Origin of the sequence: Ulvibacter antarcticus, assembly GCF_003688405.1 — a bacterium.
GTDB lineage: Bacteria > Bacteroidota > Bacteroidia > Flavobacteriales > Flavobacteriaceae > Ulvibacter > Ulvibacter antarcticus.
In genome coordinates this window covers 701,615-727,428 of record NZ_REFC01000012.1, presented here as the reverse complement: position 1 = coordinate 727,428, position 25,814 = coordinate 701,615, and the positions used below count along the sequence as shown (strand labels likewise).

The window sequence follows — 25,814 nt, the reverse complement described above, 5'->3', positions numbered from 1 at the left end:
GGAAGAAGACAAACTAATGATCCAATCCTAACAACGAAACAATCAAAATTAAAATTTTATCGTGTTTAGGTTTTTTAAACATTTGTTCTCGATTGAAGGAGTTTATTTCAAATTTCATGAAGCGTATAATCGCTATTTTTTTCTTGTTTAAGAAAAACATGACGTAAATTGTATACGTCTAGAATCCAAATTATAACCCAATAGAAAAAGAGAGTATGAAATTTGTTGGTAGTCAGATAGCCTATTATTTAAGTGACAGAGAATTTAAAAGAAACTCCAAGTTACTTCTTAAGTATTTGGCCATTTTAGGAATAGTCATCTTTATTTATTCTATTCTTTTCCACATTATAATGGCTCAGGTTGAGGGTCATGATCATTCTTGGGTTACAGGATTTTACTGGACACTCACTGTTATGAGTACTCTTGGTTTTGGAGATATCACATTTGAATCTGATATCGGTCGTATTTTTAGCATCGTAGTTTTACTTTCTGGAATAGTTATGTTACTAATCGTTTTGCCATTCGCCTTTATCAGGCATTTTTACATTCCGCTTTTAGAGTCCCAAAATAATAATAGAGTTCCTCGAAGTGCCCCTAATGGAACAAAAGATCATATTCTCATATGCTCTTACGATGTTATAGCTAGAGATTTAACAGCACGATTGAAACAAGAGAAGACTCTTTATTATGTCATTGAAAACGATTTAGAAAAAGCTCTGGAAAATCATGATGATCGTGTTCCCGTACTATATGGAGATTTGGATGAACAGGAAACTTTCATAAAGGCAAATATTCAGGATGCAAAGCTGGTGGTCGTCAATAGAAATGACATTGAAAATACCAAAATCATTCTTACCATACGCGATATTGCTCCAAACATCCCTATTGTCGCCATCGCAACCGATGATGAAGCAGTCGATGTACAGGAATTGAGTGGCGCTAATCACGTGCTGCCAGTAAAACGGTGGCTTGGAGAACAATTGGCCAACAGGGTAAATGCACAGCATGCTAAATCACAACCCATAGGGCAATACGAAGATTTATTCATCGCAGAATTACCACTCCTCAACACTCCATTGGTTTCTAAAACCATTAAAGAGGCCGGATTGAGAAAAAAATTCGGAGTTAGTATTGTGGCAATTTGGGAAAAAGGTAGATTAAAACCTGTGCGAGCTGATGAAAAACTAACATTTGAAAGTGTTTTGGTTATTATAGGGAGCAAAGAGCAATTCCGAAGCATTGATGAACTCTTCCATGATTATAATATAAATCCGAATCCGGTACTTCTCATTGGAGGGGGTAGAGTAGGGCTAGCTGCCGCTAAGTCACTACATAAAAATGGCATCCTAGTGAATTTAATTGATAAAGATCCAGAGATATGCAAAAAGGCAAGTCATATTTGTAATAAGGTATTCACTGGGCGCGCTTCAGATTACGACCTGCTGACTAAGGCTGGAATATTGGAAGCGCCCTCGATATTGCTTTCTACCAATGATGACTCAATGAATATTTATCTTTCATCCTATTGTCGTCAATTAAACAAGGAATTGAGAATAGTGAGTAGGATATCAGAAGCTCGAAATATTGATATTATTCATAGGGCAGGAGCTAATTTTGTTTTGAGTTATGCTTCTTTGGGTTCTGAAGCCGTTTTGTCCATCTCAAAGGGTCAAGAACTCAATATACTTGGAGAAGGTATTTTATTATTTAGTTTGCCTGTACCAAAGCTCTTGGAAGGTAAATCACTCGCAGAATCTGAGATAGGCGCTAAGACAGGATTATCTGTAATTGCTATAAAAGAAAACTCCAAAGTTGTAACACAATTATCGGCAAATACCATTCTTCCCCATGGAGCAGAAATAGTCATGCTTGGAAACATCGAAATGAGAGATAAATTCAATGAAATATATTCTGATTTTATTTGATGAGACTGAAGTGATTTTTCACATTTTATTGATGCTAAGGAAAGCTAGAGTACTATCTAGTATTTACTTCTTTCTTGTCTTTTTTGCATCAAATAGTCACTGATTGGTTTGTATAACAATCGTGGTGCTTGGCGCAGCTTGCGCCTGTCTGTCTTTCCGGAGGGGCTTGAAGTAGCGACCTCTTTAAAGTTAGTACTTTTTAACCAAATAAATTTTTGTGGTATGATTCTAAAGCTTTGGGTGAAAGGAATTTCAATTCAATATTCCACTTAATCATGATCGCATATGCGTTGTTTACTCACGTTTTTATTTTCATGATTTTTTTAAGAAACTCATTCAATTTAATAACACCTAATAGTTCATCTTCTGAAGCAACATTTAAGATTAATGGTTGGTTGTTGACTGTTCCATATACTAATATTCGGTTCCATTTTTCTGGATCCTTAGAAGTAAACTTATAACCTTTTAAGGTTGAGCCAAATGAGATTACCGCAATCTGTTCTTTAGATTTATTTTTCTCGCCGAATTTTTTAATAAACTGTTCAAAAGCCGACTTTAGCATTTCTTGATCAAAATATATCCATTGAGCTGAAATTCCATCACAATCTAAAAGTTCATACTTCGATTTTGCTGAACAGTTATCAGGAATCGCAATCTCAATACTTGCATAATCTAAAAATTTGATTTCTTTTTCGGATTGGGAAAAGCCATTGCTTATAAATAAAAGACAAAAAATTAAAAGAAGTTTTTTCATGATTTCGCTTTTTTAAATGTGTGCCAACTGGTTTGTACGCGGCGCTTTTTGCAGCTCGCGCCTGCCTGTCGTTTCGGTGGGGCTTGAAACGGCGACTACCTCAAAGTTAATTCTTTTTACCAAAATTCTTCTTTATGGTGGGATATTAAAGCTTTTGGAGAAAGGAATTTCAATTCAATTTCCCACTAAGCTATGATTGCAAATTCGTTGTTGTAAGCCGTTTTACTTGGGTTAATCAACGATAAAGTACAAAACTTTATCTTCTTCAACATAATCGAGTTTAACATTTGAATTGTAGAATTCCACCAGATCATTTAAATTAATCATTATAAAATTGTCTCTTGCTGTTGTACGCTCGCCGGGTTTATATGATTTATCTACCCACAAAGCCATTTCAATACAATTCGTTATAGGAATTTGATTTGGACTTCTCTGCCATGAAATATGGTATTTTCTTGTTTGATCAGTGTCTGTCAAATAGATGTTTGCTATTGAAATCATTTCTCCAAACTTTTCTGAATGCTCATTAACATATTTCTTATTGTAAACTTTATGCTTTCCATCCGAAATATATCCGTCAAATATTTTCTCTTGGTGGTCGTGTATTACATAATTTCCTGAAATTAAATTTGCAATACTTTTTATATGCTGAGGCTCAGTATAAAGTTGATTTTCCTTTACAACTATACTGGTTGATTGTACAGTTGTAGGACTTTCATTTTTGTCTAATTTGTTGTTAGTGATCATAGTCCCTAAACGTGAAAAGAGATACGTTTTATCGTCTTTTTTTAGAATCAGTTGAACACTTTTTCTATCATCTGTGGCAAAGTCCGTACATGATATTAATAGACTAGCACATAGAATGAGTAAACACGAAAGATTTAATTTAGGACTAAATAATTTCATTTTCCGTTCTTTTTTGAATTGCAATTTTGTTTGTTTTTTAAATAGTTTACAACAGGTTTGTAAAACGATTGTAGCGCCTGGCGCAGTGTGTGTTTGCTTACCGAAGCCCAATGAATGCCGGGTTTGAAGCAGCGACAGTTTTTTTCTTAGTTGCAATTATTCGAAGCTGCGTAATCCTGATACTTCGGAAAGAAAGGCAAGCCTGTTCAACTTATTCCGACGAATCATATTTTGATTAAAACTAGGAAATATAATTCAATTTCCCACTAAGCCATAATTGCATATTCGTGGTTGTGCTCTCGTTATCTTAAATTTGAGACCTTAATTATTACATTTCCTGTTTTTTCTCCACTTAACACATATTTGTATGCCAAAGCTATTTCTTCTAATAAATATACTCGATCTATTACGGGTTCAAACTTTTCTTTTATCAGAAGTTCCATAATATAGGGTATGGTTTTTTGCGTGCTATATGGTAGAGGAAAGATTACTTTTTTATTATTTAAAACTGATGTTGTGAATGCATAAAATAAATTTTGGGAATAAGGTCCCAATTCTGAGGATATATAGATGCCTTTTTCTTTTAATAAAGGTTTACATTTTCCAAAAGTGCTTTTTCCCACAGCATCGAATATAAAGTCATATGAATCTTCATCACTCGTAAAATCTTCTTTGGTGTAATCATAAATCTTATCAGCACCTAAAGATTTTATTAATTTTATATTTTTTGAATTACAAGTAGCTGTTATCTTTACATCATACTGTTTGACAAATTGTAAGAGCGCTGAACCTATTCCTCCAGTTGCTCCATTAATAAGAATTCTTTGTCCAGATTGAATATTCACTTTGTGGATAAAAGTATAAGCATAATGAGCACCTTCTAAGCTTGCAGCAGCTTGCTTATAATTTATATTTTCTGGAATAGGAAATAGATTTTCCTCTGTTGATGTGATGTATTCAGCTTGTGATTCTAAACCTGTATCGTTAAAACCAAATACTTTATCATTAACCTTAAATGATTTGACATTTTCGCCTATTGATACAACTTCTCCCGCAAAATCTGTCCCCAATATAATTTTTCTTGGTCTAAATAATCCTAATATAAATCTCATAATAAATGGTTGAGCTGTTAGGATTGCACAATCAGTTCTATTTACTGTGGTAGCATATACTTTAATTAATATCTCATTACCAATCTGAATAGGCTTTTCAATATTCTCAACTCTTATCTGATTTGTTGAACCATATTTCCTACGTATTGAAGCTTTCATTTATCGTTTATTCAGTTTTTTCTGATGGAGCCTAATGGGTTTGTAAAATAATCTTGGCTCATGGTGCAGCTCGCGCCTGCCTGTCTTTTCGGAGGGGCTTGAAACGACGACTACCTCAAAGTTAGTTCTTTTTACCAAAATTCTTCTTTATGGTGGGATATTAAAGCTTTGGGTGAAAGGAATTTCAATTCAATTTCCCACTAGGCCATGATTGCATATACAATGTTATGCCTTGTGCTTTATTTGATATTGGTTCTTTCCAAAATTAATGATGAAAACGATTTTACACCAATTTTTATACATTCTTCATCAACTCTGAAATTTGGTGCGTGATTCATTGCGCTTATTCCTTTTTCAATATTCGAACCACCTAAAAGGAAGTATACTCCTGGTACTTTTTGTTGAAAGTAAAAGAAGTCGTCATTGAAATAAGGAATTTGACCATAATCCATTACTACAGTTTCATTACCATAAATCTCATTGAGAATCATTGTCGCTTTATCTGTCAATCTTTCATCGTTTAATACAGTTGGATTTTCCTGAATGTATGATGTGGCGACAAATTTGTCTTTAAATTCTGAATTGTCTATTATTTCCTCAATTTTTGGTAAAATATTTGGCAGATTGGATTTATTCGTTTCATACAGATATGCCTTTATTTGTAGCTGATTGTTTTCTTCTTCGATAACGAAATGTTCCTCTAAAAAAAGGTAGTTTTTGAAAACAGTATTTGGGTTTGTTAAGCCAATTATGGAATCAAATGCTTTTGGAATTTCCCAAGGATTCGCTCCATCTTTTTTTCGTAGAATCTCACTCCTTATTTCATCGTAAAGTGTTTTTACATCTTCTTTAGAAAACTTATCGTTCAATGTAATTTGAACTCTTTTTTGGTATGCATAAAGTTCGTTAGGTTTAACCATTATTTGACCGACTGGTAAGGCAGTTACGTGTAATGAATATATTTCGTCAAGGTCCATCTTTAAAAATTCATCGTTGGCAACGATATTCCTCGCGCCAACAAAAGTTTCTTCTTCTGGTTGAAATATGAAATAAATAGTGCCATTTAATAAATCTTTATTTTTAGCTAGAACTTCAGCTATTCCAAGTCCAATCGCCATGTGAACATCGTGGCCACAACCGTGCTGTACTCCATCAACTTTAGATTTATACGATGCTTCGTCGGGAAAATCATTTGGTAGGGCATCCATATCCGCTCGCCAAGCTATATTTTTGCCATTTTCCTTTCCTTTTAAGATTCCGATAACTCCATTGCCTGCAATACCGGTCTTTACCTCCAAACCTAAATCAGTTAAATACTTTGCAATAATTTTGGAAGTTCTTGTTTCATTTCCAGCGAGTTCTGGATTTTCGTGAAAGTCTCTTCTAATTTTAACCAAACCATCAAATATTGCATTGGTGTGTTTTTCAATTTTTTGGTGCACGATTTTGTCGTCTGAAGTCTTGCAACCAATTGTAATACTGAATAACATTACTAATAATATAAGATGGCTTTTCAATTTCATATTTTGATGTTAGTTCGGTGTTTTTTTATTATGCATAACGGGTTTGTATAATAATCGTGGCACATGGCGCAGCGAGCGCCTGACTGCTTCAGGACTAGCTTGCAGTGGCGGCTATTCCAAAGTTAGTTCTTTTTACTAAATTATTTGGAGCCACGTGATTTTGATACTTTGGAAATAAGCGCTAGCGTGTTCAGATTGGTCTGAGAACCAATTTAGCTAAATATTAGATCAATTTCTAACTTTATTACCGAACCGGCAATGAAAATTATACATTGTTGGACACAGTTTCTTTTTAAGTAACTTTAAACAATAACCAAAAAGTACGATGGCAAACGAGAAACAGTTGAATTTACTTAAAGGAAGTATAAAGGATTGGAACAATTGGCGCGCAGAAAACCCGAATGAAGAAATTGATTTGATATCTGCCGATTTATTCCAAACAAATTTATCAGGAGCTGACCTACACAATGCTGATATGCGTCGAATGAACTTAAGAGAAGTAAATCTTAGCTCGGCAAATTTGAAAGGAGCTCAACTATATAGGGCTAACATGAATGGAGTAAATTTAACTAACACAAATCTTTCAGGCGCCAATTTATATCGAGTTTATTTAGGACGTGCAGATTTAAGAGGAGCTGATCTTAGTAAGGCAAATTTACAAATGTCCCTCTTGTCTCAGACCAAGATTGAAGGGGCTTCATTTAAAAAAGCTCTTGTTCATGGTATCTCAACATGGAATTTAGAAGGAACACCAGCAGATCAATCTGGACTTGTTATTACAGGAAATCACGAAGCTCAAGTAACTGTTGACGATTTAAAAATGGCACAATTTGTTTATTTGTTATTGACGAATAAAGAGATAAGAAATGTGATACATACGGTAACTTCAAAAGCCGTACTAATTCTAGGACGTTTTTATAAAGAAAGGAAGTCTATTTTAGATGCTTTGAGAGAAGAATTAAAGAAAAATGATTTGGCACCAATTATCTTCGATTTCGAACCTTCTGAGAATCGCGACCTTACAGAAACAGTTCAATTATTAGCTAGTATGTCCAAATTTGTGATCGCAGATGTTACCGATGCCAAGAGCATTCCTCAGGAGTTATCAATCATTATTCCTTCATTTCCCTCAGTCCCAATCTTACCTATTCTTTTAAAAAATGAACAGGTCTATGCAATGTTTGAGCATTGGGAAAGATTTGATTCTGTTTTGCCAATTTTTTATTATGATAATAAAGCACATTTACTGGACAATCTTAAATCTGAAATATTAGATTCGGTTGAGAATTGGAAAAATAAAGTAAATGAAAAACCGAAAGCCGAAGAACAAATACTTGAGCAAAAAAAGAAATTTAATAAACTCAAAGAATCTAACCCTCAACAGTATTGGCAATTAGTAGAAGATGGTATTATAATTATTTGAATAGAAGCTAATTTTGACAATTATGCCCGACGGGTTTGTAAATGAAACGTGGCGCTTGGCGCAGCGTGCGGCTTGAAGCAGCTTAGCCATCAATCGCTCGTTTCGGCTCAATTCTCCGAAGCTGCGTGAGACTCAGAAGGGCAAGCGAGTTCGGATTATTCCGACGAATCATATTTTGAATAAAAGTAGGAATTCCAATTCAATTTCCCACTAAGCCATGATTGCATATTCGTTGTTGGCAGTAGTTATTTTTTCAATTCATTTGCTTTTAAAACTCTTAAAAAATTGCTTCCAAGAATTTTAACAATATCTTCCTCACTGTATCCTTTTTCGACTAATTCTTTCGTTATTAAAGGATATGTTGTTACATCATCCAATTGCAACGGTGTAAGAACGATTCCGTCAAAGTCAGATCCTAGACCAACGTAATCAACGCCAACTAGTTTAACAATATAATCTATATGATCAATCAACTTAGATAATGGCGGTCTCATTAGCTCTGCTTCATCTGCATATTTTTTATACAGATAATCCATCGTATAAAATTCGTCCATTCTGCTTTTCATGAGAGAATCTCCTTCAATAGCGTGCTTTTCAAGAAAGGCCATCTCTTTTCCATCGAAACTACTGTCAATAAAACCAGGATGAAAATTCACCATAATTACACCACCATTTTTAGCAATTGCTTTTATTTGATCATCTTTTAAATTACGACGGCTAGCTACAAGACTATAAACCGAACTGTGAGAAGCGATAATAGGTTTATTGGTAATCTTAATTACATCCCAAAATGTCTGGTCGCCAGAGTGACTTACATCTATCATCATACCCAATTCATTCATTTTCCTTATAACCTGCATTCCAAAATCTGTTAGGCCTTTTTGTGGAAGATTTGGATTTGTTGTTTCATCTGCAGCGCTAGTCGCCCAAGAAGGAGCAACATTATGAGTTAAAGTTAAATATCTAGCGCCTCGTTTATAGAGTGTTTCTAATTTATTAAGGTCATCTTCAATCATATGTCCACCTTCAACACCAAACATTGCTGCAATTTTATTTTCATTTATAGCTTTTAAAATCGCATCAGAGTTGGCAACTTTAATGATCTTATTTGGGTTACGCGCAACTGCTACATCTAGACTGTCCATTTGCCTATTTGCTAACGCAAAAGGGTTTTCAACAGCTCCATCACTATACACAGAAAATATTTGAACATCCAAACCTCCCTTTTTCCAACGGTTCAAATCGCTATGTGTTTTCCCGGTTAAATCTTGATCCAACATGATTCCTAGGTCTACAGTTTTCATCAAGATATCATTGTGGGTGTCAATTACAATTGCCTCATTATGAATTTCTATAAATGTTTTGAGTTCAGGTTCTTTATCTGTCGAAGATTTACAAGATGATAAAACAACTAATAGGACAATAAAATATCTCATATACTTAAATTTAGAAGTTTAGTTTTTAATTATTGCCAACGGGTTTGTATAATAATCGTGGCTCTTGGCGAAGCGTGTGGCTTGAAGAGGCGACCACTACGAAGTTAATTCTTTTTCTCAAATTATTTGGAGCCACGTGATCCCGATACTTCGGAAAGAAAGGCAAACTAGTTCGGCATATTCCATGAACCAATTTAGTCATTTATTTGTAGCTAACATAATTCTAGTAGGAGAGAAGCCATTATGACTTATTCGTAGTTAGCCACTGGCTTTGCTCAATTCAGATTTTCTATTCCGATGTTTTAATTTCCCTTCGGATTGAGCGTTGTCTAGAAATACTCTTTTACAATTTTTGGTATAGCTGACATTGAGCGAATTGTAAATGTGTATGGCTTTTAGCGTTGGCTTTGTCAAACTAAATTATATCGTAAATGTTTTTTTAAGTTGGTTGTTATATTATTATAAAAGTGTTATTAATAAAAAGGCTGTTGTAACAATTTCAACAGCCCTTTTTTTAATATTATTGTGTAACAAAAACTAGTGTTTTCTAGTAACCAATTGATACACACAAGGAATTACAACCAAATTTAAAATAGTAGCTGTAAGCAAACCACCCAAAATTACTACAGCCATTGGACTTTGTATTTCACTTCCTGGTTCTCCTCCTTTCAATGCCAATGGTATTAAAGCCAAACCTGTTGTAAAGGCTGTCATTAGTATTGGATTCAATCTGTCTAATGCTCCTGTTTTTACTAACTGAAATCCTTTCATTCCTTCTTTTCTCAAATCTTCATAACGTGAGACTAATAAGATTCCGTTACGAGTAGCGATACCAAACAAACTAATAAAGCCAATGGTTGCTGCTATACTGATGATGCCTGATGTAAAATACACAATCAAGATTCCACCAATTAGTGCCAATGGTAGATTAATTAACACTACAAAAGCCAATTTCACATCTCTAAATTCGTAGTAGAGTAACAGAAAAATGACAACTATTGCAATAATTGCGGTTATCATTAGTAACTGTGATGCTTTCGATTCGCTTTCAAACTGTCCGCCATATTGTACCCGATAGCCTTCTGGCATATTCACATTGTTTGCAACCACTTCCTTTATTTCTTCTACTGCACCTCGTAAATCTCTGCCTTGAACATTAGCAGCTACAACGATTTTGCGTTGCACATCTTCTCGATTAATCGTATTTGGACTGCTTACCGAAGCTACCATTGCCAATTCGCCTAAAGTAGTTTGACCTCCATTTGGTAAACTGATTAAGGTATTTGAGATGTTTTCAATATTATCTCGAAATGGTTTTTCATAGCGAACTACCAAATCAAAATACTGCTGACCTTCATAAATCTCGCCTGCTTCTTCGCCAGCAAAAGCAATATCTACTTGCTCCATTAGATTACCAACTGTCATTCCATAAGCCGAAAGAATTTGGCGTTTTGGTTTGATACGAATTTGTGGTACTTCAATTTGTTGGTCTACTGCGACATCTGCTAATCCATCAATATTTTTGATGTTTTGTTCTATGCTTTTACCCACTTCAAACAAACGCTGTAAATCTGTACCAAAAATTTTGATTGCTATATTGGCACGTGTCCCCGAAAGCATATGATCAATTCGGTGAGCAATGGGCTGACCCAAAGTTATATTTACGCCTGGTGCGATACTTAATTTATTTCTGACTTCCTCAAAAAATTCTTCTTTGGTTTTATCTTCTAGAACAAAAGGCACATCAATTTCCGAAGCATTTACCCCTTGTGCGTGTTCGTCCAATTCGGCACGACCTTGTCTTCGTGTAACAACTTTAACTTCAGGTAAATCCAATAAAATGGTCTCTATTAATTTTCCTGTTTTGTTACTTTCCTCTAAAGACATTGCAGGTGGACCAACAACACTTATTACCAATGAGCCTTCATTAAATTCTGGCAGAAAACTTCTTCCTAATTGGGTTAATACAAAAAGACTTATGATAAAAGCAATAACAGTTGTTCCGATAATGGTTTTTGGCATTTTAGTAGCACTTTCCAAGAGGTTGCCATACTGTTTCTGTAACCAACGTTCCACTTTTGTACCTTCTGCTTGTTTGCTCAACAATTTTTCGTTATTCAATAAATAAGAACACAAAATAGGCGTCACGGTTACTGCAACAATCAACGATGTTAAAACAGATGTTACAAAAGCAATACCTAACGGTTGCAACAATCGACCTTCCATTCCACTTAAAAAGAATAATGGAATAAATGAAACTATAATAATTAAGGTTGCAATGATGATAGAACTTCTTATTTCTACCGAAGCATCACGTACAACAGTAATAGTTGATTCACGTTCTTCTTTCGGTTTTCTTATGTTTTCACGCAAGCGTTTATACACATTTTCCACGTCAATAATGGCATCATCTACTAAAGCACCAATCGCAATTGCCATTCCTCCTAAACTCATTGTATTAATAGTATAACCCAACCATTTTAAGATGATGATGGTCACCAATAATGAAATAGGAATTGCCAATAATGAAATTAAAGTAGTACGCCAATTCATTAAAAAGATGAACAGAATTATCATTACAAAAAATGCACCTTCCAATAAAGTTTGATTTAAATTGCTAATGGATGCATCAATAAAATCGGACTGTCTAAAAATTTGACTTTTGATATTTACACCTTTTGGTAGGGTCTTTTCCAAATCGGCAATCGCTTCATCTAAACGGTCTGTCAATTCCAAGGTATTGACATCAGGTTGTTTTGAAATGGTTAAAATGACTGCTGGTTTTGCGTTTAAAGAACCATCGCCAATTTTATCGGCAGCACCAATTTGAACTGTTGCTACGTCCTTGATTTTTATGGTTTGCCCGTTGACTTGTTTTAAAACTGCTTCCTGCAAATCTTCTAAAGCATAAGCTCTACCGCTACCTTTAATGATATACTGATTTCCATATTGATTGATTACACCGCCTGGGGCATTAGCGTTGGCTTCCTTAACGTGTTCTACCAATTCGGAAAGACTTACATCGTAATGCTTCATCTTTTCAGGATTCGCAAATACTTGATATTGCTTGTAATCGCCACCAATGACCACCACATTGGCAATTCCACCAATTGCTTTTAAACGTGGTCTAATTGTCCAATCGGAAAGGGTTCGAAGTTCCATTGGCGACAAACTATCGGATGTCACTCCCAAAAGCATTATTTCGCCCATAATGGATGAAATAGGTGCCATAGTAGGTGCGCCGATACCTTCAGGCAGATTTTCTCGAACCATTGGGATGCGCTCACTTACAATTTGGCGTGCCCGATAAATATCGGTTCCCCATTCAAATTCTATCCAAACAATGGAAACTCCCGCTGCGGATGAAGAACGAATTCTTCTCACATTAGGCGAACCGTTTAAGGCCGTTTCCAGTTGATAGGTGACTAATTTTTCTACTTCTTCAGACTCCATTCCGTGCGCTTCGGTAAGAATAGTTACCGTTGGTGCTGTAAGGTCTGGGAATACATCTACGTTCATTGTTCGCGCATAATACACGCCCAATACACTCAATGCAGCCGCTCCCAATAGAATGAGTAATCTATTTTGAAGTGAAATTGATAATATTTTGTTTAACATTTCCCTTCGTTTTTAATGTTCGTGTCCGTGAGCAGGTGTTGAGCCTGACATTGAAGCCATTTTAACTTGGTAAGCTCCTTTTGTGACAACCACTTCGCCAACTTCCAAACCTTGTATAATTTCTACATTTTCTCCATTTCGTTTTCCAATTTTCACAGGTCTTCTTTCGAAACCCTCGCCCGAAAGTTGCACGATAACAGAATAACTTCCATAGTCTTCTAATAAGGCATTAACAGGAATCATAGTATTTTTCGTTGCGTCTCCCATTGCTATTTGAACTGGCGTTAAGCTTCCCTCTGGCATATCGATTTCTGCATTTACTTGAGCAAAAACAGAAATCAATGGGTTTTCTCGTTCTACATCTTTACCGATAGAAAGAATTGAACCATCAGCATCAGTTACGTTTTTCCATTCTCCGTCTTTAGTTTGAAACCATATTCCTTGTACAGTCTCCATTGTTAGTCCGTAATTAGGTGCTATTTGGGTTTTTAATACTTTGGATTGTTGTGTGCCGATTGAAACTAATGCAACACCTTGTTCTACATAATCGCCATTAGAAACTGTAATAGATTTAATGAAACCATCAAAAGGCGCAACAATTTGTTTACTACCACCTGAAACTCCTGATGTTAATGATTGATAGTTGGATTTTGCTATCGAATAATTGCTTTCTACTTTTTCGAAATCGGACTTTGGGATAATTTTAGAATTGTATAACTCCTTTTTGCGTTCGTATTCAGATTTTGCCTGTTCAAAATTGGAACGTGCATTGGCTATTTCCGTACTTAAATTGTTAGTTGCCAGGCCTTGACTGTTTAAACTCATCAATAACTGACCTTGTTTTACTGCTGTACCTTCTGTAAGATTGTTCACTTTAAAATCAACCACACCGTTAGATTTTGCTGCCAATGATTTTACCGAACCAAGTGATGGTATCCAAACACCAGAGGTGTTTATAACATCATAAATTTTACCTGAAACTACAGGTGCAGTTTGAAAGTCGATTTTCCAAGCCTGTTCTTTTAAGAACGAAATGCTTCCACCTTTTTCCGCAGTTCCTAATGCTTTAATAGCTTCTTGGGTATTGGCATAAACAATAACATCATCAATTGTAATTTTATCTGAATATTCTGGTGTTTTCAACTCAAAAACAAGCTGGTATGTTCCCGCTTCTTTGGGTCGAATGGTTGGCGAAAATATACCCGGTGATGATGGTGCATCGACAGTATTTCGTAAACCTTTATTTTCTTTAATCAAACTTACTGTAGCCGATCCCTCTCTAATAGGTTGGTGCTTATCTAATACCGTAAAGTGGGCTGCAAACCTGCTTGAATTACCTACAATTAACGCTGGGAACTCTACAAAGAGTTCGGTTTGATCTGTCCAAATGGTGTGGTCTAATCGAGGAATTTCTTCTCCAGCGTGTGTTCCATCAGGATTATGTGCGTGAGCATCTTCTGTCTTGTTGTTACAGGACATTACCAAAAAGGCCAACACTATGATTATATATTTCATCTGTAATTTTTTTTATCTTTAGTGGTTGTGGTGTTCACTGCCATTATCGTGAGTGTGTGTTTCTTTTTTCATTTCCATAGAATCGGTTTCGACTTGAAATTCTTCTTGCTCCACTTTTTCTTCGTTCATATGTGTACCGTCCGCGTTGTGTTCGTGACCGTGGTCGTCCGTTGCTTCCTTTTTTGTGTCTCTACAAGAACTTATCATTAAAGTTGATGTGATTGCAATTGCTAATATTATTTTTGAAATTTTCATAATTGTATGTTTTAAAATTTATAATTGATGTTTTAATAATTGCGTTTGAATCAATTGTAGTTCCATCTCCATTTGCAACATTTTGTCTAATGCAGTTCGGTAAAACTGAAGCTCCAAATAATAATCCATAAAAGAATACTCGCCCAATTGATACGCCTTAAACAGTAATTGTTCACTATCTAAATTGCCTATTATTGCTTGATACTCATTGAATTTTTCGAGCATCAATTCGTATTGATTATAGATTTCTTGAAATTTTGCATAAATCGAAGTAGTGATTACTTTTGTGTTAGTTTGCTGATATTCATAATTTGCTTCGGCAGCTTTTACCTTATTCTTGCTGCTCCAAAGTGGTAATGAAATACCACCATAAAATCCTGAATAGTTACTTCCGCTGACTCCTTGATAGTTATAGCCAAGAGCTATATTGGGCAACACCTTGTTTTTTTCTAATTTTATTTTTTGAAGCGAAGCAGTTTCATTGGTTTTCAATTCCTGCAATTGAGGATCTTTTGTCAGTTTATCTTGCCAAAGATTTTCAATTGTTCCAATCTCAATAGGCAAAACAATTTCTGATAAAATGCCATCAATAGGATTTCCACCGTTCAAAGTTTCGAGTTTGGACATTTGAATCTGGATATCGCTTTCTAGCTGTTTAACTACAAATTGCTCTTGAATCCAAGCAATTTTCGCCTTGTTCAAATCTAAAATACCTACTTGCTCTTTGTCAAAAAGTTCTTGAATTTGTTCGAAAACCTGCTTGCTCTGGGCATTCCTTTTGGTTTCAATCGCTTTTTGTTTTTGTAAAAAAACGAGTTCTAAAAGCATGCTCTTTGCTTGCAGCAAGACTTCTTGTCTTTTTGTTGAATAGGCTGACGCTAACTGTTGCGATTTAGATTCGTTCCACTTGTTACGAGAACCATATACCGTAGGAAATTCAAAAGATTGTGAAATTTCATATTCGGTATAATCTCCGGTTATATTATCGCCAAAAGGCATATAATATCCAGATAGCTGTGGGTTGGGCAAATTGTTAGTGCTCTTGTTTTCGAGTTGCTGACTTTCAATAAATGATTGATAGCCTTTTAACTCTGTATTATTCTGTTCAATTTCGTTTAGCAGTTCTTCTACACTTTTAGTTTGTGAAAAACCAGTAATAAAGAACAGGTATCCGCAAATTGCGAACACGATGTGTTTATTCATTGTTTGAAATTTTAGGTTTAACCTGAATTTTTAAGATGGAATATTTACGTAGTCGTAAAGTATTCCTTAACGATTAACCTAATGATGGTGGACCTCGTGAGTCGAGGGAAAAAAGATAAGGATTGAAATATTTATTGGGTGGACGATACACCGAAATCTTTTCGGATTCATCATCATAATTTATAGAAATGCTATAACGATTAAAAAAAGCAGATGTTTTTACATCTTGTTTAACATTGAGTTGTTTTACATTACTTTCGTGAGTTATTACTATTTCATTAGCAACTATAGAATGTATGTGTACTTCCAAAAATAAATCTAAAAGCCCTTTTTTAGTACTTTCTTTTGCTGGAACATCGTGATTATGGCTATACCTGTCACTATTTGAAACAGCTTTATGTGAGTGTTCAACTTCGTGTTGATGATGTAAATGAGGCAAAACTTGATGAAAAAGCATTAGGCTGAATATACCTAAAAAGAAAAGTGCTTTTATGTGATTGTGTTTTTGCATCGTTCACAAATGTAATAATTTATAATTTGGTTTTTTCGAATGCAAATTCTTCTTGTGGGCAAAGGCGAGAATTACATCTGTTATTTTTTTAAGGTGTTGGCTTTTGCGTAGGGGAAAAATAAATGTGCTGTTTGTGTGGTGAGCTTTTTTAGTTCGGATTTTTTTTCAGCTTACACCTAACGGGTTTGTATAATAATCGTTGCTCTTGGCGCAGCGTATGGCTCGACGCGGCGACTACTCCAAAGTTAATTCTTTTTTCCAAATTATTTGGAGCCGTGTGATCCCGATACCTCGGGAAGAAGGGCAAGCTTTACGTTCTATTCCGACCTACAAGATAGATGATAATTTGTAAGAAATATACTGTTTACAGTACTCTTAGTTATAAGCGATTTACGGTGTTGTAGGTAGTGCTTTTTTTATTCCGTTTAGATATTCAATTCCGAAAAGTTGTATCTACTAATTGAATTTATGGAAATAAAGGGAATCAATATCATAATACCTAATTATTGTTTTTAATTTACCTTAAATCCAAGCGCAATGTAGGGCTGAAAGTTATTATTACTAACAGAGCTTCCTCCTTCATAGTAAAGTGTTGAGCCTAGAAAATCTACATTTCCTTGAGTTATAGGATAAGGAATAGGACTCCCATCAGTCTTCTGTAATACACGACCTCTAGTTGCTTCAAAACCTCCTATACTAGGGGCGTCAGTAATTCTTCTAACAGTAATTATATCCCCACTTGCTACAGATACTGGTGTAATTGCTTGGTAGTCTAGCATTGTTTGAGAAAATGTATGCAATCCTATATAAGAAGTTCCGCTTGTATTGTTAATGACTTCCATTGTGTAAGCACCAGCATATCCAACCCAAGGAGTATCTGGACCTGGATTTTGATAACCTATGGTACATATTTCTCCATCAGCATTAATTCGAATTTCATATTCGTGTATTTCATAGTCGACATTTATAAAATCGCTATATACACCCATAGAAAAGGCATTCGTAATAAGTGTTGATACATAGGTGTCTTCACAAACGTTATTGGTTGGGTCGTTGTCATTATCGCAACTATTTAAAAATAGTAAACTAAGTGTAAATAATGCAATTAAATAAATTCTCTTAGGGTTGTTCATAGTTTCAATGCTCTAGTTTAATGTATGATAATTCATATTATAAAACTTAAAAGTACTAATAACCCATCAAACCCTTCCGAAGAAAGAACACTAAAAAAAGAGATAAGCCCACTTAAAACCACAACTTTCTAACATCTAGTTAATTAGAATTATTTAAGGAGGAGGAAATGAGATGTGAGATGTGAGATAAGAATTCAGAATTTAGAAGAAAGAATATAGCTGCCTGTCGATAGACGAGATACTGGGGATATAAACTTTAAACTAAAAACTGAACTCTAATAACTTAAAACAATAAACTGACCACTGACCGTTTACTACTGACCACTAAAACCTGCCTACTCTAATTTAAGGGCTTTAATATCGGTAATTAATTGAGCAATGGAAGCTCGGTTTAGTCCATTGTAAATACCACGGATATGCTTGTTCTTGTCGATGAGCAAGAAGTTTTCGGTATGTAGAAAATCGTTTAGGTCTTTTGGTACTCCCATATCGTTTTCTACGAAATATTGATCTCTTCCGAGGCTATAGATTTCAGTTTTCTCGCCGGTTACCAAATGCCATTTGTCGTCAATTACTTCGTGGGTATTAGCATATTCCCTCAAAACAGACACCGAATCTGTCGATGGCATCACCGAATGTGAAAGTAAAAGGACATCATCATCATTCTTAAATTCTTCCTGTATCTGGTGCATATGATCTGTCATTTGCGGACAAATGCCGGGGCAAATCGTAAAGAAGAAATCCGTTACATAGATCTTGTTTTCAAAAGTTTTTTGATTTACAATTTCTCCCAACTGGTTTGTCAATTCAAAATCGGGGATCTTATGAAAATCTTTTTCTTCCGAAGTACCAGGAGTTATCCACTTAGGTGTAAACGACTCTTCATCGTAATAGGGAAGGTGAGCCACTCTGCTGGTTTCAACAATAGCAAGGTTCTCCTTTTTGACCTCATTTTTACAACTTGTAAAAGAGATCAATACCAAAATCAACAACAGGCTATATTTTTTCATCTCTATTAATAACTTCATTTTTTAATGTATAACATGAATTAGCTCTTCTCATTCCGAAGATTCGTCCGTTTTTGGCTTCATAATTAACGTATAGGCTTCCATTTTCCAACCAGGCTTTTTGCAAACCGTCTTCATTTCCATCGACGAGCTGACGTTCTTTAGACAATTGGCCGTTCGGATACCATTCCTTGGCAATGCCGTTGATTTTACCATCGACATACTTTGATTCTAAAGCCAATACGCCATTTTCCCACCAACTTTTGTAGATCCCTATCATACGGTTTTGTTTATAATAGAATTCTTCACGAAGGACACCATTTTCAGACCATCTTCTAGCCACACCTTCCCGTTTGCCATTATAGAACCCTAGTTTTTCAGCTAAAGTACCGTTGTTATGGTATTTTAAGGAGAAACCATTATAAGCTTTCTCCTTGTAATACCATATTCCTTCCGTTTGATTTAATACCAATTCCTCTTTCAAAACCTCCAATTTTACAATCACTATGGCTTCTTCAACCATATTAGTAGCAGCTTCCGTTCTATCTGTTAAAGCTTCAGAACAGCTGGTGCATAAAAACAATGCGAGTATGATGATAAGAAATGGTTTCATAATTTAATATCCTTGGTAAGGTCCGGCGAAAGCTATATATGACCCGGTGTTTGAATACAATTCATTAATTATATGGTAATGGTATTCTTCATCACCTATAGTATATTGCGTGGTAGTCGTGTGCCCTCCTGAAGCATCCAAATCTGTTGGATACGTCCCGGTGGAGTTACATTTTCTTCCGTAGAGAAAAACACCATCCAATAAGATACCTACCAAATTTTCGTCATCATCGGTAAAGGCTTTAGGCTCTAAATGATAGTGATACACTCCAGGGCCAATATGTGCTCCCGTCCAATCTAAACTGCCCGCTGCCTGATCCAAGGCCCCTCCACCTTCCTGATCGTTAAAAATTGAGGCACCACTCACCGCAATCCCAATTGTATTTAACTGGGTAGCTACAGTACTTCCACTTAAATTTGGCGTTGCATCTACAGTAATTGTAGTCGCATTGTTATTACTGGACATAATACTTGGCGTAACCTGAACAGTAGGTTCATCCCTGTAAAGCGCATTACCTACACCCCAATAAACACTTTCGTGATTTGGTAAGCCTGTGGTTTCAATAACTACATTCGATCCATCCAAATAGATAGTAGTTGCGTCGGAATTAAATGCTGCAAAAGCCGCATGTAATTCAGTTACTGCCTCATCGTCATCTTGAGACGTTGAATCGTCACTTGAACATGCCATAAAAGCTGCTAATGAGAATACAGTAAAGGATAAGAATTTAAATGTAATTTTCATTTTTTTCTTTATTTAGATTATTATATATGTGTGCGGGTTTTGCTTTAAGTTCGATAACTGCAACCAAGTCTGAACCCGCGGGAACGAAATGGGAGTTTTTATTAAATAATCTTGTCATTTTCATAATCTCTTTTTTTAAAGTGAACACTTAATTTTCTTTAATCATAAGTTAAAGGTAGTCTTGATTTAGATGACAAAATCTTCCAATCAGCGAATCCCCGAAACTTTTAAGTAAACAGCGGATCTTGTCTGGTGAACAGAAATTATCGAACTTTAGAAGGCTGCATTTTCTCCTGTTTATGTGGGTTTTTAGTCATAATAATCGGATTTAGTATTTTATTTAACTTCTCTATAAACTCTGACAGGAAAAAATTTATCCTTTTAATTCCTTCTTTAATTTAATTGCAAGTGTTTCTGTTTTATTCCTAAGTTTTTTCGCATATGTTAATTGAATTTGAGTTTGTAACAATTGATCAATTACACTGTTCTGATATTCCCTGCTATTTAATAAATCTGAATAATTTGATTGCTGCCCAAAGTTCTTGATATGGTTATACTTTTTATTTTCCTTCGGAAGTAAATCGATTAATGAAATGTGTTTTTCAATCACCGGTTGCAATCGATTTTGTACAATATTCATAATCTTTACTTCCTGAATATTATATACGTTCATTTCATTAGGATATGCTGCAATTAATTCTTTTAAAGAGTCGTTTTCGAGAAATTCAAATTTGTTGGTATTATTAATTGAATTCAGTGCTTCATTTCTCAAATTCGTATTTCTAAATTTTATCTGTACGATTATATCTTTTGTTTCTTGCGTTAAATTTCCCGATTTTGGACCGACGTAGTAAAGTGAACTCTCCAGTGCGAGTGAGTTATTACCATATCGAACGATAGCGCTATCTAAAACGTTTAAGTTGGTATGCAATTCCTCATACAGACTTTCGTAGATCTTAATCTCAACTATTCTATTCTTTCTTATTTCGTTTAAATCACTAATCTTATATGCTATTAAAATCCCGATAACAATTAATAGTATTTCTCCAAATGCATATATCAGGTAACTTTTAAATTTTCCCGAGTCAACTAATTTTCTTCTAATGTTTCTTAATAGCCTCATCCTTGGTGCTTTTATTACTTTTCAAAAAAATCCGGTTTAAAACAAAGCTTCGTAATTTCTTACGAAGCTTCTCTCTAACAACCAACTAAATAATGAAAACCTTTAATTTTTAAATTTATTCTTTTAACTCTTCTGACGTTTCTCTCTTCCTTTTAGCTTAGGAGCTTTATTAAATTCTTCCTCGGAAATAAAGCCGTCTTCATCAGTATCCACCTTTGCGAAATTTTCCTTTAGGGGTCCCTTTAATTCGTCTTCGGAAAGTTTTCCGTCTTTATTGGAATCCATTTTTTCAACCAACTCACTGAAGCTTGGAGCTTTTTGAGATCGTTCACCACTAGGTTGTGCATTTGTAAAAGCAATTCCGAAGCATAAAAAGCCAAGGGTCATTGTAACTGTTTTTAAATTGATATTTTTCATGATATTACTGTTTTAAATTCTCTATTATGACATCAAAGGTCGAGAATGGATTAATGTGTATTACAGATATTCAGTAGACAATAGGATGTTTTATGTGAATCGGCTTATCAATTCAGTGAACGGTTCTATTAAACCTTTTCAAGTAGCTATATTTTGATAATCATTACTTTTATTTTACTTTAATTTGCGGTATGAAGGAATTAAAAAGAATTATATTTTTAATCTTGTTTTGGGCTGTAGTCTGGCTTATCATGGCACTTGGCCACGAAGATAAGCTGAAATTCCTCGAACAAAATCTAGAGATCCTTGTTATACAAATTGTAATAATTGTGTGGGTGACTTACACTTTAGCTCCCCGAATTCTATCTAAAAAGAACAATTACCTATTTATCGGACTTGGATTTGCCTCAATTTTAGTTTGTGCCTTTCTGGCGTATCAGTTTTCATTTGCATTTCCATCTCCGGACCTTCCCCCGAACCTTCCAACCGAACTCTCACATAAACGTCCGCCAATGCCGAGAGCCAGGTTAACGCCATTGGGAAGAATACTAAACAGATCATTTCTTGTAAACTTCTTGATCCTTTGCCTTACATTTTTTTTAACAACTGTAATAGAAGTGTTTTTATTCGCCAAGGTAAAAGAGGAAGCCCTTATTTTAAGTAAAACTGAAAATCTAGAAACAGAGTTAAAGCTTTTGAAGTCTCAGATCAATCCGCATTTCCTGTTTAATGCTTTAAATAATATTTATGCTTTATCTGCCATAGATTCCAAAAGAACTCAAGAGAGTATTAGTTATTTGTCTAATATGTTGCGTTATGTATTGTATGATTGTGAAAAGCCACTGGTTTCTTTACAAAAGGAGGTTGCTTACATAGAAGATTACATTAAATTATTTGTTCTGAAGAGTAGTAAAAACTATCCGATTGAGACGCAATTCAATATTTCTGATTCAACCATAACAATTGCTCCCATGCTGCTAATTCCCTTTGTTGAGAATGCATTTAAGCATAGTAATATTGAAGCTGTTGATAATACGTATATTAAAATAAAAATTGATGTAAAAGATGATGAGGTTTCTTTTGAAGTTGAAAACACCATTGCTGAAAATGGAATTGCCAAAGATGAAGTAGGAGGGATCGGACTGGAGAACGTTAAGAAGCGATTGTCTATCTTATATCCTGAACAGCATGATTTAAAAATTTCAGAAGAAAAAAATGTATTTAAAGTGTCCTTGATTTTAAAAATTAAGACATCATGAATAGAATATTAGCTCCTTCCCTTTAAAGGGAAGGCTGGGAAGGGATGTTTTCCCACAATTTGTAAACTATTTTTCAATTCTTTTAAATAACCAATAACCAATAACCAATAACCAATAACCAATAACCAATAACCAATAACCAATAACCAATGCTTAACTGTATCATCATAGACGACGAAGAATTAGCAAGAACCTTGCTGAAGAGTTATGTAGATAAATTAGATTTTTTGGTTTCTATAGGTGAATTTGAGAATCCGTTGGACGCCTTGGCAATTTTGAAGTCGGAAGTTATAAATGTTGTTTTCTTAGATATTCAGATGCCACAACTAAAAGGTACCGATTTCGCTAAGTTAGTGCCTTCAAATACCCGTGTTATTTTTACAACCGCCTATTCAGAATATGCTCTGGATGGTTTCGAGTTAAATGCAATTGATTATCTCTTAAAACCAATCACCTTCGAACGTTTTCTAACTGCGGTTAATAAGGTTAAAAGTACTTCGGAAGGCATTTCAGAAAAAACAACTGATACCCTAACTATAAAATCCGGGTATGACCTTCATAAAGTCCAAACAGAAGATATTCTTTATATAAAAAGTGATAGTGAGTATGTGACGTTTTATATGAAAGACAAGAAGATCATGTCATATCAAAGTTTGAAGTCTTTAGAAAATTCTTTGCCGGCTTCAGATTTTATGCGAGTTCACAGATCATTTATTGTAAATAAGAATAAGGTTTCAGGTTTAAAAGGGAGAGATCTGTTACTGGGTGATATTACAATTGCAGTAAGTGATTCTTATTATGATAATGTAAAAAAGGAGTTGTTTTGAAATTCAGAATTCAGAAGTAAGAAGGAAGAAGAAAAAATAAGTGAAACTCCTCTATTGTCACTTCGAGTGATTACAAAATGACTAAAAGGAGTTTTGTAATTGTATCGAGAAGGAGTGATTTCTTGAAGTGATAGCGTAAAGAAATAGTATCGAGAACAAGAATTAAGAATTAAGAATTCAAATTTTTATTTTTACCATCCAACCATCCAACCATCCAACCATCCAACCATCCTAATCTCATATCTCAGGTCTCAAATCTTATATCTATATAAAATTCAATCCCAAAGGTTTTAATTAATTATAGTAGGTTTGCACAGATTAAAAATAAATATGGAGTTAATAGAAATATTAGGTTACTGCAGTGCATTAATTATTGGTGTTTCGCTTGGGCTTATTGGTGGAGGAGGGTCTATTCTCGCCGTACCGGTCTTAGCTTATTTATTTTTAGTTGACGAAAAAGTGGCCACGGCATATTCTTTATTCGTGGTAGGTTGTAGCGCCCTTGTAGGCGGTATTAAACAGCACATGAAGGGATATGTAGACTGGCGCATGGTCATAGTTTTTGGAGTTCCCGCCATGCTGGGAGTTACCTTAGTTCGTTATTACGTTATACCCGCCTTACCATCTGTGTTGTTTACCTTCAACGATTTTGAGTTGACAAGACGTATGGCAATGTTCGGGCTGTTTGCGGCTCTTATGATTCCAGCGGCTCTTTCTATGCTAAAAAATGGAAAGGATTGTGATAAAAAAGTAAGCGGTTCAGTAAAGTATAACTATCCACTTATAATAATTGAAGGAGTAATAGTTGGAGCTGTAACCGGACTTATTGGAGCTGGTGGTGGATTTTTGATTATCCCGGCATTGGTATTACTTGCAAACTTAGAAATGAAAAGAGCGATTGGTACTTCCTTAATCATTATTGCTTTAAAATCACTTTTAGGATTTTTCTTTGGCGATGCTTTTAATATGAATATCGATTGGAACTTCTTGTTAACATTTACAGGCCTATCGTTGGTTGGAATCTTCATTGGGAGTTACTTAAGTAGTTTTATCGATGGAAATAAATTAAAGAAAGGATTTGGTTACTTTATTTTCGTCATGGCTATCTTTATTTTCTACATGGAATTTATGGTGAAGCGATAAAAACAAAGCAATTTTTTTGGTTTTTTTATCATCTATTATTCAATCACTTATCCTTAAAATGATGCCTATAGTATGTTAAAGTTAAGTGTCATTAAAAAACAGACATACCAAATCTAACAATTTAACGTTTAGTTAGTTAAAACATCAGAACTTTAATATACATTTGTCTGATTTTTATAAAAATAAACTCTAATTAATAATTTAACCCCTACGTTTTAAATGAACTTAAAAACTCCCTTTAAATTATTTTCTTTTATTGCGCTTTTTACTATTCATGCTACTGAAGCGCAAATATATCCCCTCAAGCAGAACAAAATGGATATGGCAATTGCTACATATCCGGAGATCAAACCGTCAACAGGTATAATTAGGGAACTTCCTATACATTCTAATAGTGAAATCGAAAAAATTAACGATTTATATTCTGAAGATTTACACTCCTTACTTGAAAAACAAATTTACACGAATAAAACATGGAAGAGTCTTGTTCAAAATAAGCAAATGAGTATTGGTATTGTAGATCTATCAGATCTTAACAATATACGCTATGCTGGATTGAATGATGACTATATGATGTACGCGGCAAGCCTTCCGAAGATCGCCGTATTATTAGCAGCTATGGATGCCTTGGAAAAAGGTGAACTGGAAGATTCCGAAGAAATCCAGAGTGATATGCGCTTGATGATTAGCAAATCTAATAATCAGGCAACAACGCGAATGATTGACCGTGTTGGTTACGAAAAAATAGAAGCAGTACTCCGCACGCCCGAGAATAATTTATATGATGAAGAAGAGGGTGGTGGACTTTGGGTTGGAAAACGTTATGCTGCCGGTGGAAAACGTCATCCAGAACCTATGAAAGGATTAAGCCATGCTGCAACTACACGACAAGTATGTAGTTTCTATTATCAATTGGCAATGGGTAATTTGGTGAACGAAGAACGTTCTGCGCAAATGTTGGACATTATGGAAAATCCTGGTTTGCATCACAAATTTGTAAATACACTTGATAAAGTGGCGCCTAAAGCCAGACTTTTTAGAAAGTCGGGATCTTGGAAAAACTACCATTCAGATTCAGTATTAGTATGGGGTCCTAAACGGAAGTATATTTTAGTCGCATTAATCGATAACGACTTAGGTGAACAAATAATTAGAGATTTAGTAGTTCCTTTAGAAAAAGTTATGAAAAAATCCCGTAATTTATAAAA

At 34.8% G+C, this 25,814-nt stretch carries 22 protein-coding genes; 6 read left to right on the top strand and 16 right to left on the bottom strand.

The genetic code is table 11. The features are described from left to right. Positions 1-215 precede the first annotated feature (215 nt). Positions 216-1,925, top strand: a complete 1,710-nt coding sequence (locus tag BXY75_RS08135; protein WP_121907211.1) for a potassium channel family protein — start codon at positions 216-218, stop codon at positions 1,923-1,925. Between the two features lie 298 nt (positions 1,926-2,223). Here the strand turns inward: BXY75_RS08135 and BXY75_RS08130 are convergent, their stop codons facing one another. The 4 genes from BXY75_RS08130 to BXY75_RS08110 all read right to left on the bottom strand — a co-directional run bounded on the left by BXY75_RS08130 (position 2,224) and on the right by BXY75_RS08110 (position 6,379). Continuing rightward, positions 2,224-2,679 carry a hypothetical protein gene (locus BXY75_RS08130; RefSeq protein WP_121907210.1) on the bottom strand — a complete coding sequence of 152 codons (456 nt, stop codon included), beginning with the start codon at positions 2,677-2,679 and terminating at the stop codon, positions 2,224-2,226. A gap of 231 nt (positions 2,680-2,910) precedes the next feature. After that, positions 2,911-3,696, bottom strand: coding sequence for a hypothetical protein (locus BXY75_RS08120; RefSeq protein WP_147437252.1), 786 nt, complete (start codon positions 3,694-3,696; stop codon positions 2,911-2,913). Positions 3,697-3,887: 191 nt separating this feature from the next. After that, entirely contained in the window at positions 3,888-4,856 is a 969-nt protein-coding gene (locus tag BXY75_RS08115) for an NAD(P)-dependent alcohol dehydrogenase (RefSeq protein ID WP_121907207.1), read from the bottom strand. A 239-nt stretch (positions 4,857-5,095) separates the two neighbouring features. After that, positions 5,096-6,379, bottom strand: a complete 1,284-nt coding sequence (locus BXY75_RS08110; protein ID WP_121907206.1) for a M20 metallopeptidase family protein — start codon at positions 6,377-6,379, stop codon at positions 5,096-5,098. A gap of 343 nt (positions 6,380-6,722) precedes the next feature. Between BXY75_RS08110 and BXY75_RS08105 the strand changes: the two genes are divergently transcribed. Further along, on the top strand, positions 6,723-7,802 hold the full coding sequence (locus BXY75_RS08105; RefSeq protein WP_170152868.1) for a pentapeptide repeat-containing protein: 1,080 nt from the start codon (positions 6,723-6,725) through the stop codon (positions 7,800-7,802). Positions 7,803-8,047: 245 nt separating this feature from the next. On the opposite strand, the gene BXY75_RS08100 is transcribed toward BXY75_RS08105, so the two are convergent. From BXY75_RS08100 to BXY75_RS08045, 12 genes are all read right to left on the bottom strand, one after another. Beyond that, the gene (locus BXY75_RS08100; protein ID WP_121907204.1) at positions 8,048-9,238 is read right to left on the bottom strand and encodes a dipeptidase; all 1,191 of its coding nucleotides are present in this window, start codon (positions 9,236-9,238) and stop codon (positions 8,048-8,050) included. A gap of 537 nt (positions 9,239-9,775) precedes the next feature. Further along, entirely contained in the window at positions 9,776-12,856 is a 3,081-nt protein-coding gene (locus BXY75_RS08095; protein ID WP_121907203.1) for an efflux RND transporter permease subunit, read from the bottom strand. 12 nt (positions 12,857-12,868) lie between these two features. Further along, entirely contained in the window at positions 12,869-14,371 is a 1,503-nt protein-coding gene (locus BXY75_RS08090; RefSeq protein WP_121907202.1) for an efflux RND transporter periplasmic adaptor subunit, read from the bottom strand. An 18-nt stretch (positions 14,372-14,389) separates the two neighbouring features. Then, positions 14,390-14,578, bottom strand: a complete 189-nt coding sequence (locus BXY75_RS08085) for a hypothetical protein (protein ID WP_121907391.1) — start codon at positions 14,576-14,578, stop codon at positions 14,390-14,392. A 66-nt stretch (positions 14,579-14,644) separates the two neighbouring features. After that, positions 14,645-15,829: a TolC family protein gene (locus BXY75_RS08080; protein ID WP_121907201.1), complete on the bottom strand. Its 1,185-nt coding sequence runs from the start codon at positions 15,827-15,829 to the stop codon at positions 14,645-14,647. Positions 15,830-15,902: 73 nt separating this feature from the next. After that, the gene (locus BXY75_RS08075; RefSeq protein ID WP_121907200.1) at positions 15,903-16,340 is read right to left on the bottom strand and encodes a hypothetical protein; all 438 of its coding nucleotides are present in this window, start codon (positions 16,338-16,340) and stop codon (positions 15,903-15,905) included. 512 nt (positions 16,341-16,852) lie between these two features. Beyond that, complete coding sequence (locus tag BXY75_RS08070; RefSeq protein WP_121907199.1) at positions 16,853-17,473, bottom strand: hypothetical protein; 621 nt, start codon at positions 17,471-17,473, stop codon at positions 16,853-16,855. 335 nt (positions 17,474-17,808) lie between these two features. Beyond that, positions 17,809-18,501, bottom strand: a complete 693-nt coding sequence (locus BXY75_RS08065) for an SCO family protein (protein ID WP_121907198.1) — start codon at positions 18,499-18,501, stop codon at positions 17,809-17,811. After that, entirely contained in the window at positions 18,470-19,093 is a 624-nt protein-coding gene (locus BXY75_RS08060; protein WP_121907197.1) for a toxin-antitoxin system YwqK family antitoxin, read from the bottom strand. The genes BXY75_RS08065 and BXY75_RS08060 overlap by 32 nt, the downstream gene beginning before the upstream one ends. A 3-nt stretch (positions 19,094-19,096) precedes the next feature. Beyond that, positions 19,097-19,837, bottom strand: coding sequence for a YHYH protein (locus BXY75_RS08055; RefSeq protein ID WP_121907196.1), 741 nt, complete (start codon positions 19,835-19,837; stop codon positions 19,097-19,099). 373 nt (positions 19,838-20,210) lie between these two features. Further along, positions 20,211-20,960, bottom strand: coding sequence for a hypothetical protein (locus BXY75_RS08050; protein ID WP_121907195.1), 750 nt, complete (start codon positions 20,958-20,960; stop codon positions 20,211-20,213). Positions 20,961-21,083: 123 nt separating this feature from the next. Beyond that, a complete protein-coding gene (locus BXY75_RS08045) occupies positions 21,084-21,377 on the bottom strand; it encodes an EF-hand domain-containing protein (RefSeq protein ID WP_121907194.1) in 294 nt (97 codons plus the stop codon). 191 nt (positions 21,378-21,568) lie between these two features. Here BXY75_RS08045 and BXY75_RS08040 point away from each other — a divergent pair, with 191 nt between their 5' ends. The 4 genes from BXY75_RS08040 to BXY75_RS08025 all read left to right on the top strand — a co-directional run bounded on the left by BXY75_RS08040 (position 21,569) and on the right by BXY75_RS08025 (position 25,812). Continuing rightward, positions 21,569-22,636: a sensor histidine kinase gene (locus tag BXY75_RS08040; protein ID WP_121907193.1), complete on the top strand. Its 1,068-nt coding sequence runs from the start codon at positions 21,569-21,571 to the stop codon at positions 22,634-22,636. A gap of 149 nt (positions 22,637-22,785) precedes the next feature. Next, positions 22,786-23,463, top strand: a complete 678-nt coding sequence (locus BXY75_RS08035) for a LytR/AlgR family response regulator transcription factor (protein WP_121907192.1) — start codon at positions 22,786-22,788, stop codon at positions 23,461-23,463. Positions 23,464-23,793: 330 nt separating this feature from the next. Then, the gene (locus tag BXY75_RS08030) at positions 23,794-24,606 is read left to right on the top strand and encodes a sulfite exporter TauE/SafE family protein (RefSeq protein WP_121907191.1); all 813 of its coding nucleotides are present in this window, start codon (positions 23,794-23,796) and stop codon (positions 24,604-24,606) included. Positions 24,607-24,921: 315 nt separating this feature from the next. After that, positions 24,922-25,812 (top strand): serine hydrolase, encoded by an 891-nt coding sequence (locus BXY75_RS08025; protein WP_394347349.1) that lies wholly within the window; start codon positions 24,922-24,924, stop codon positions 25,810-25,812. The last annotated feature ends 2 nt before the right edge of the window (positions 25,813-25,814 follow it).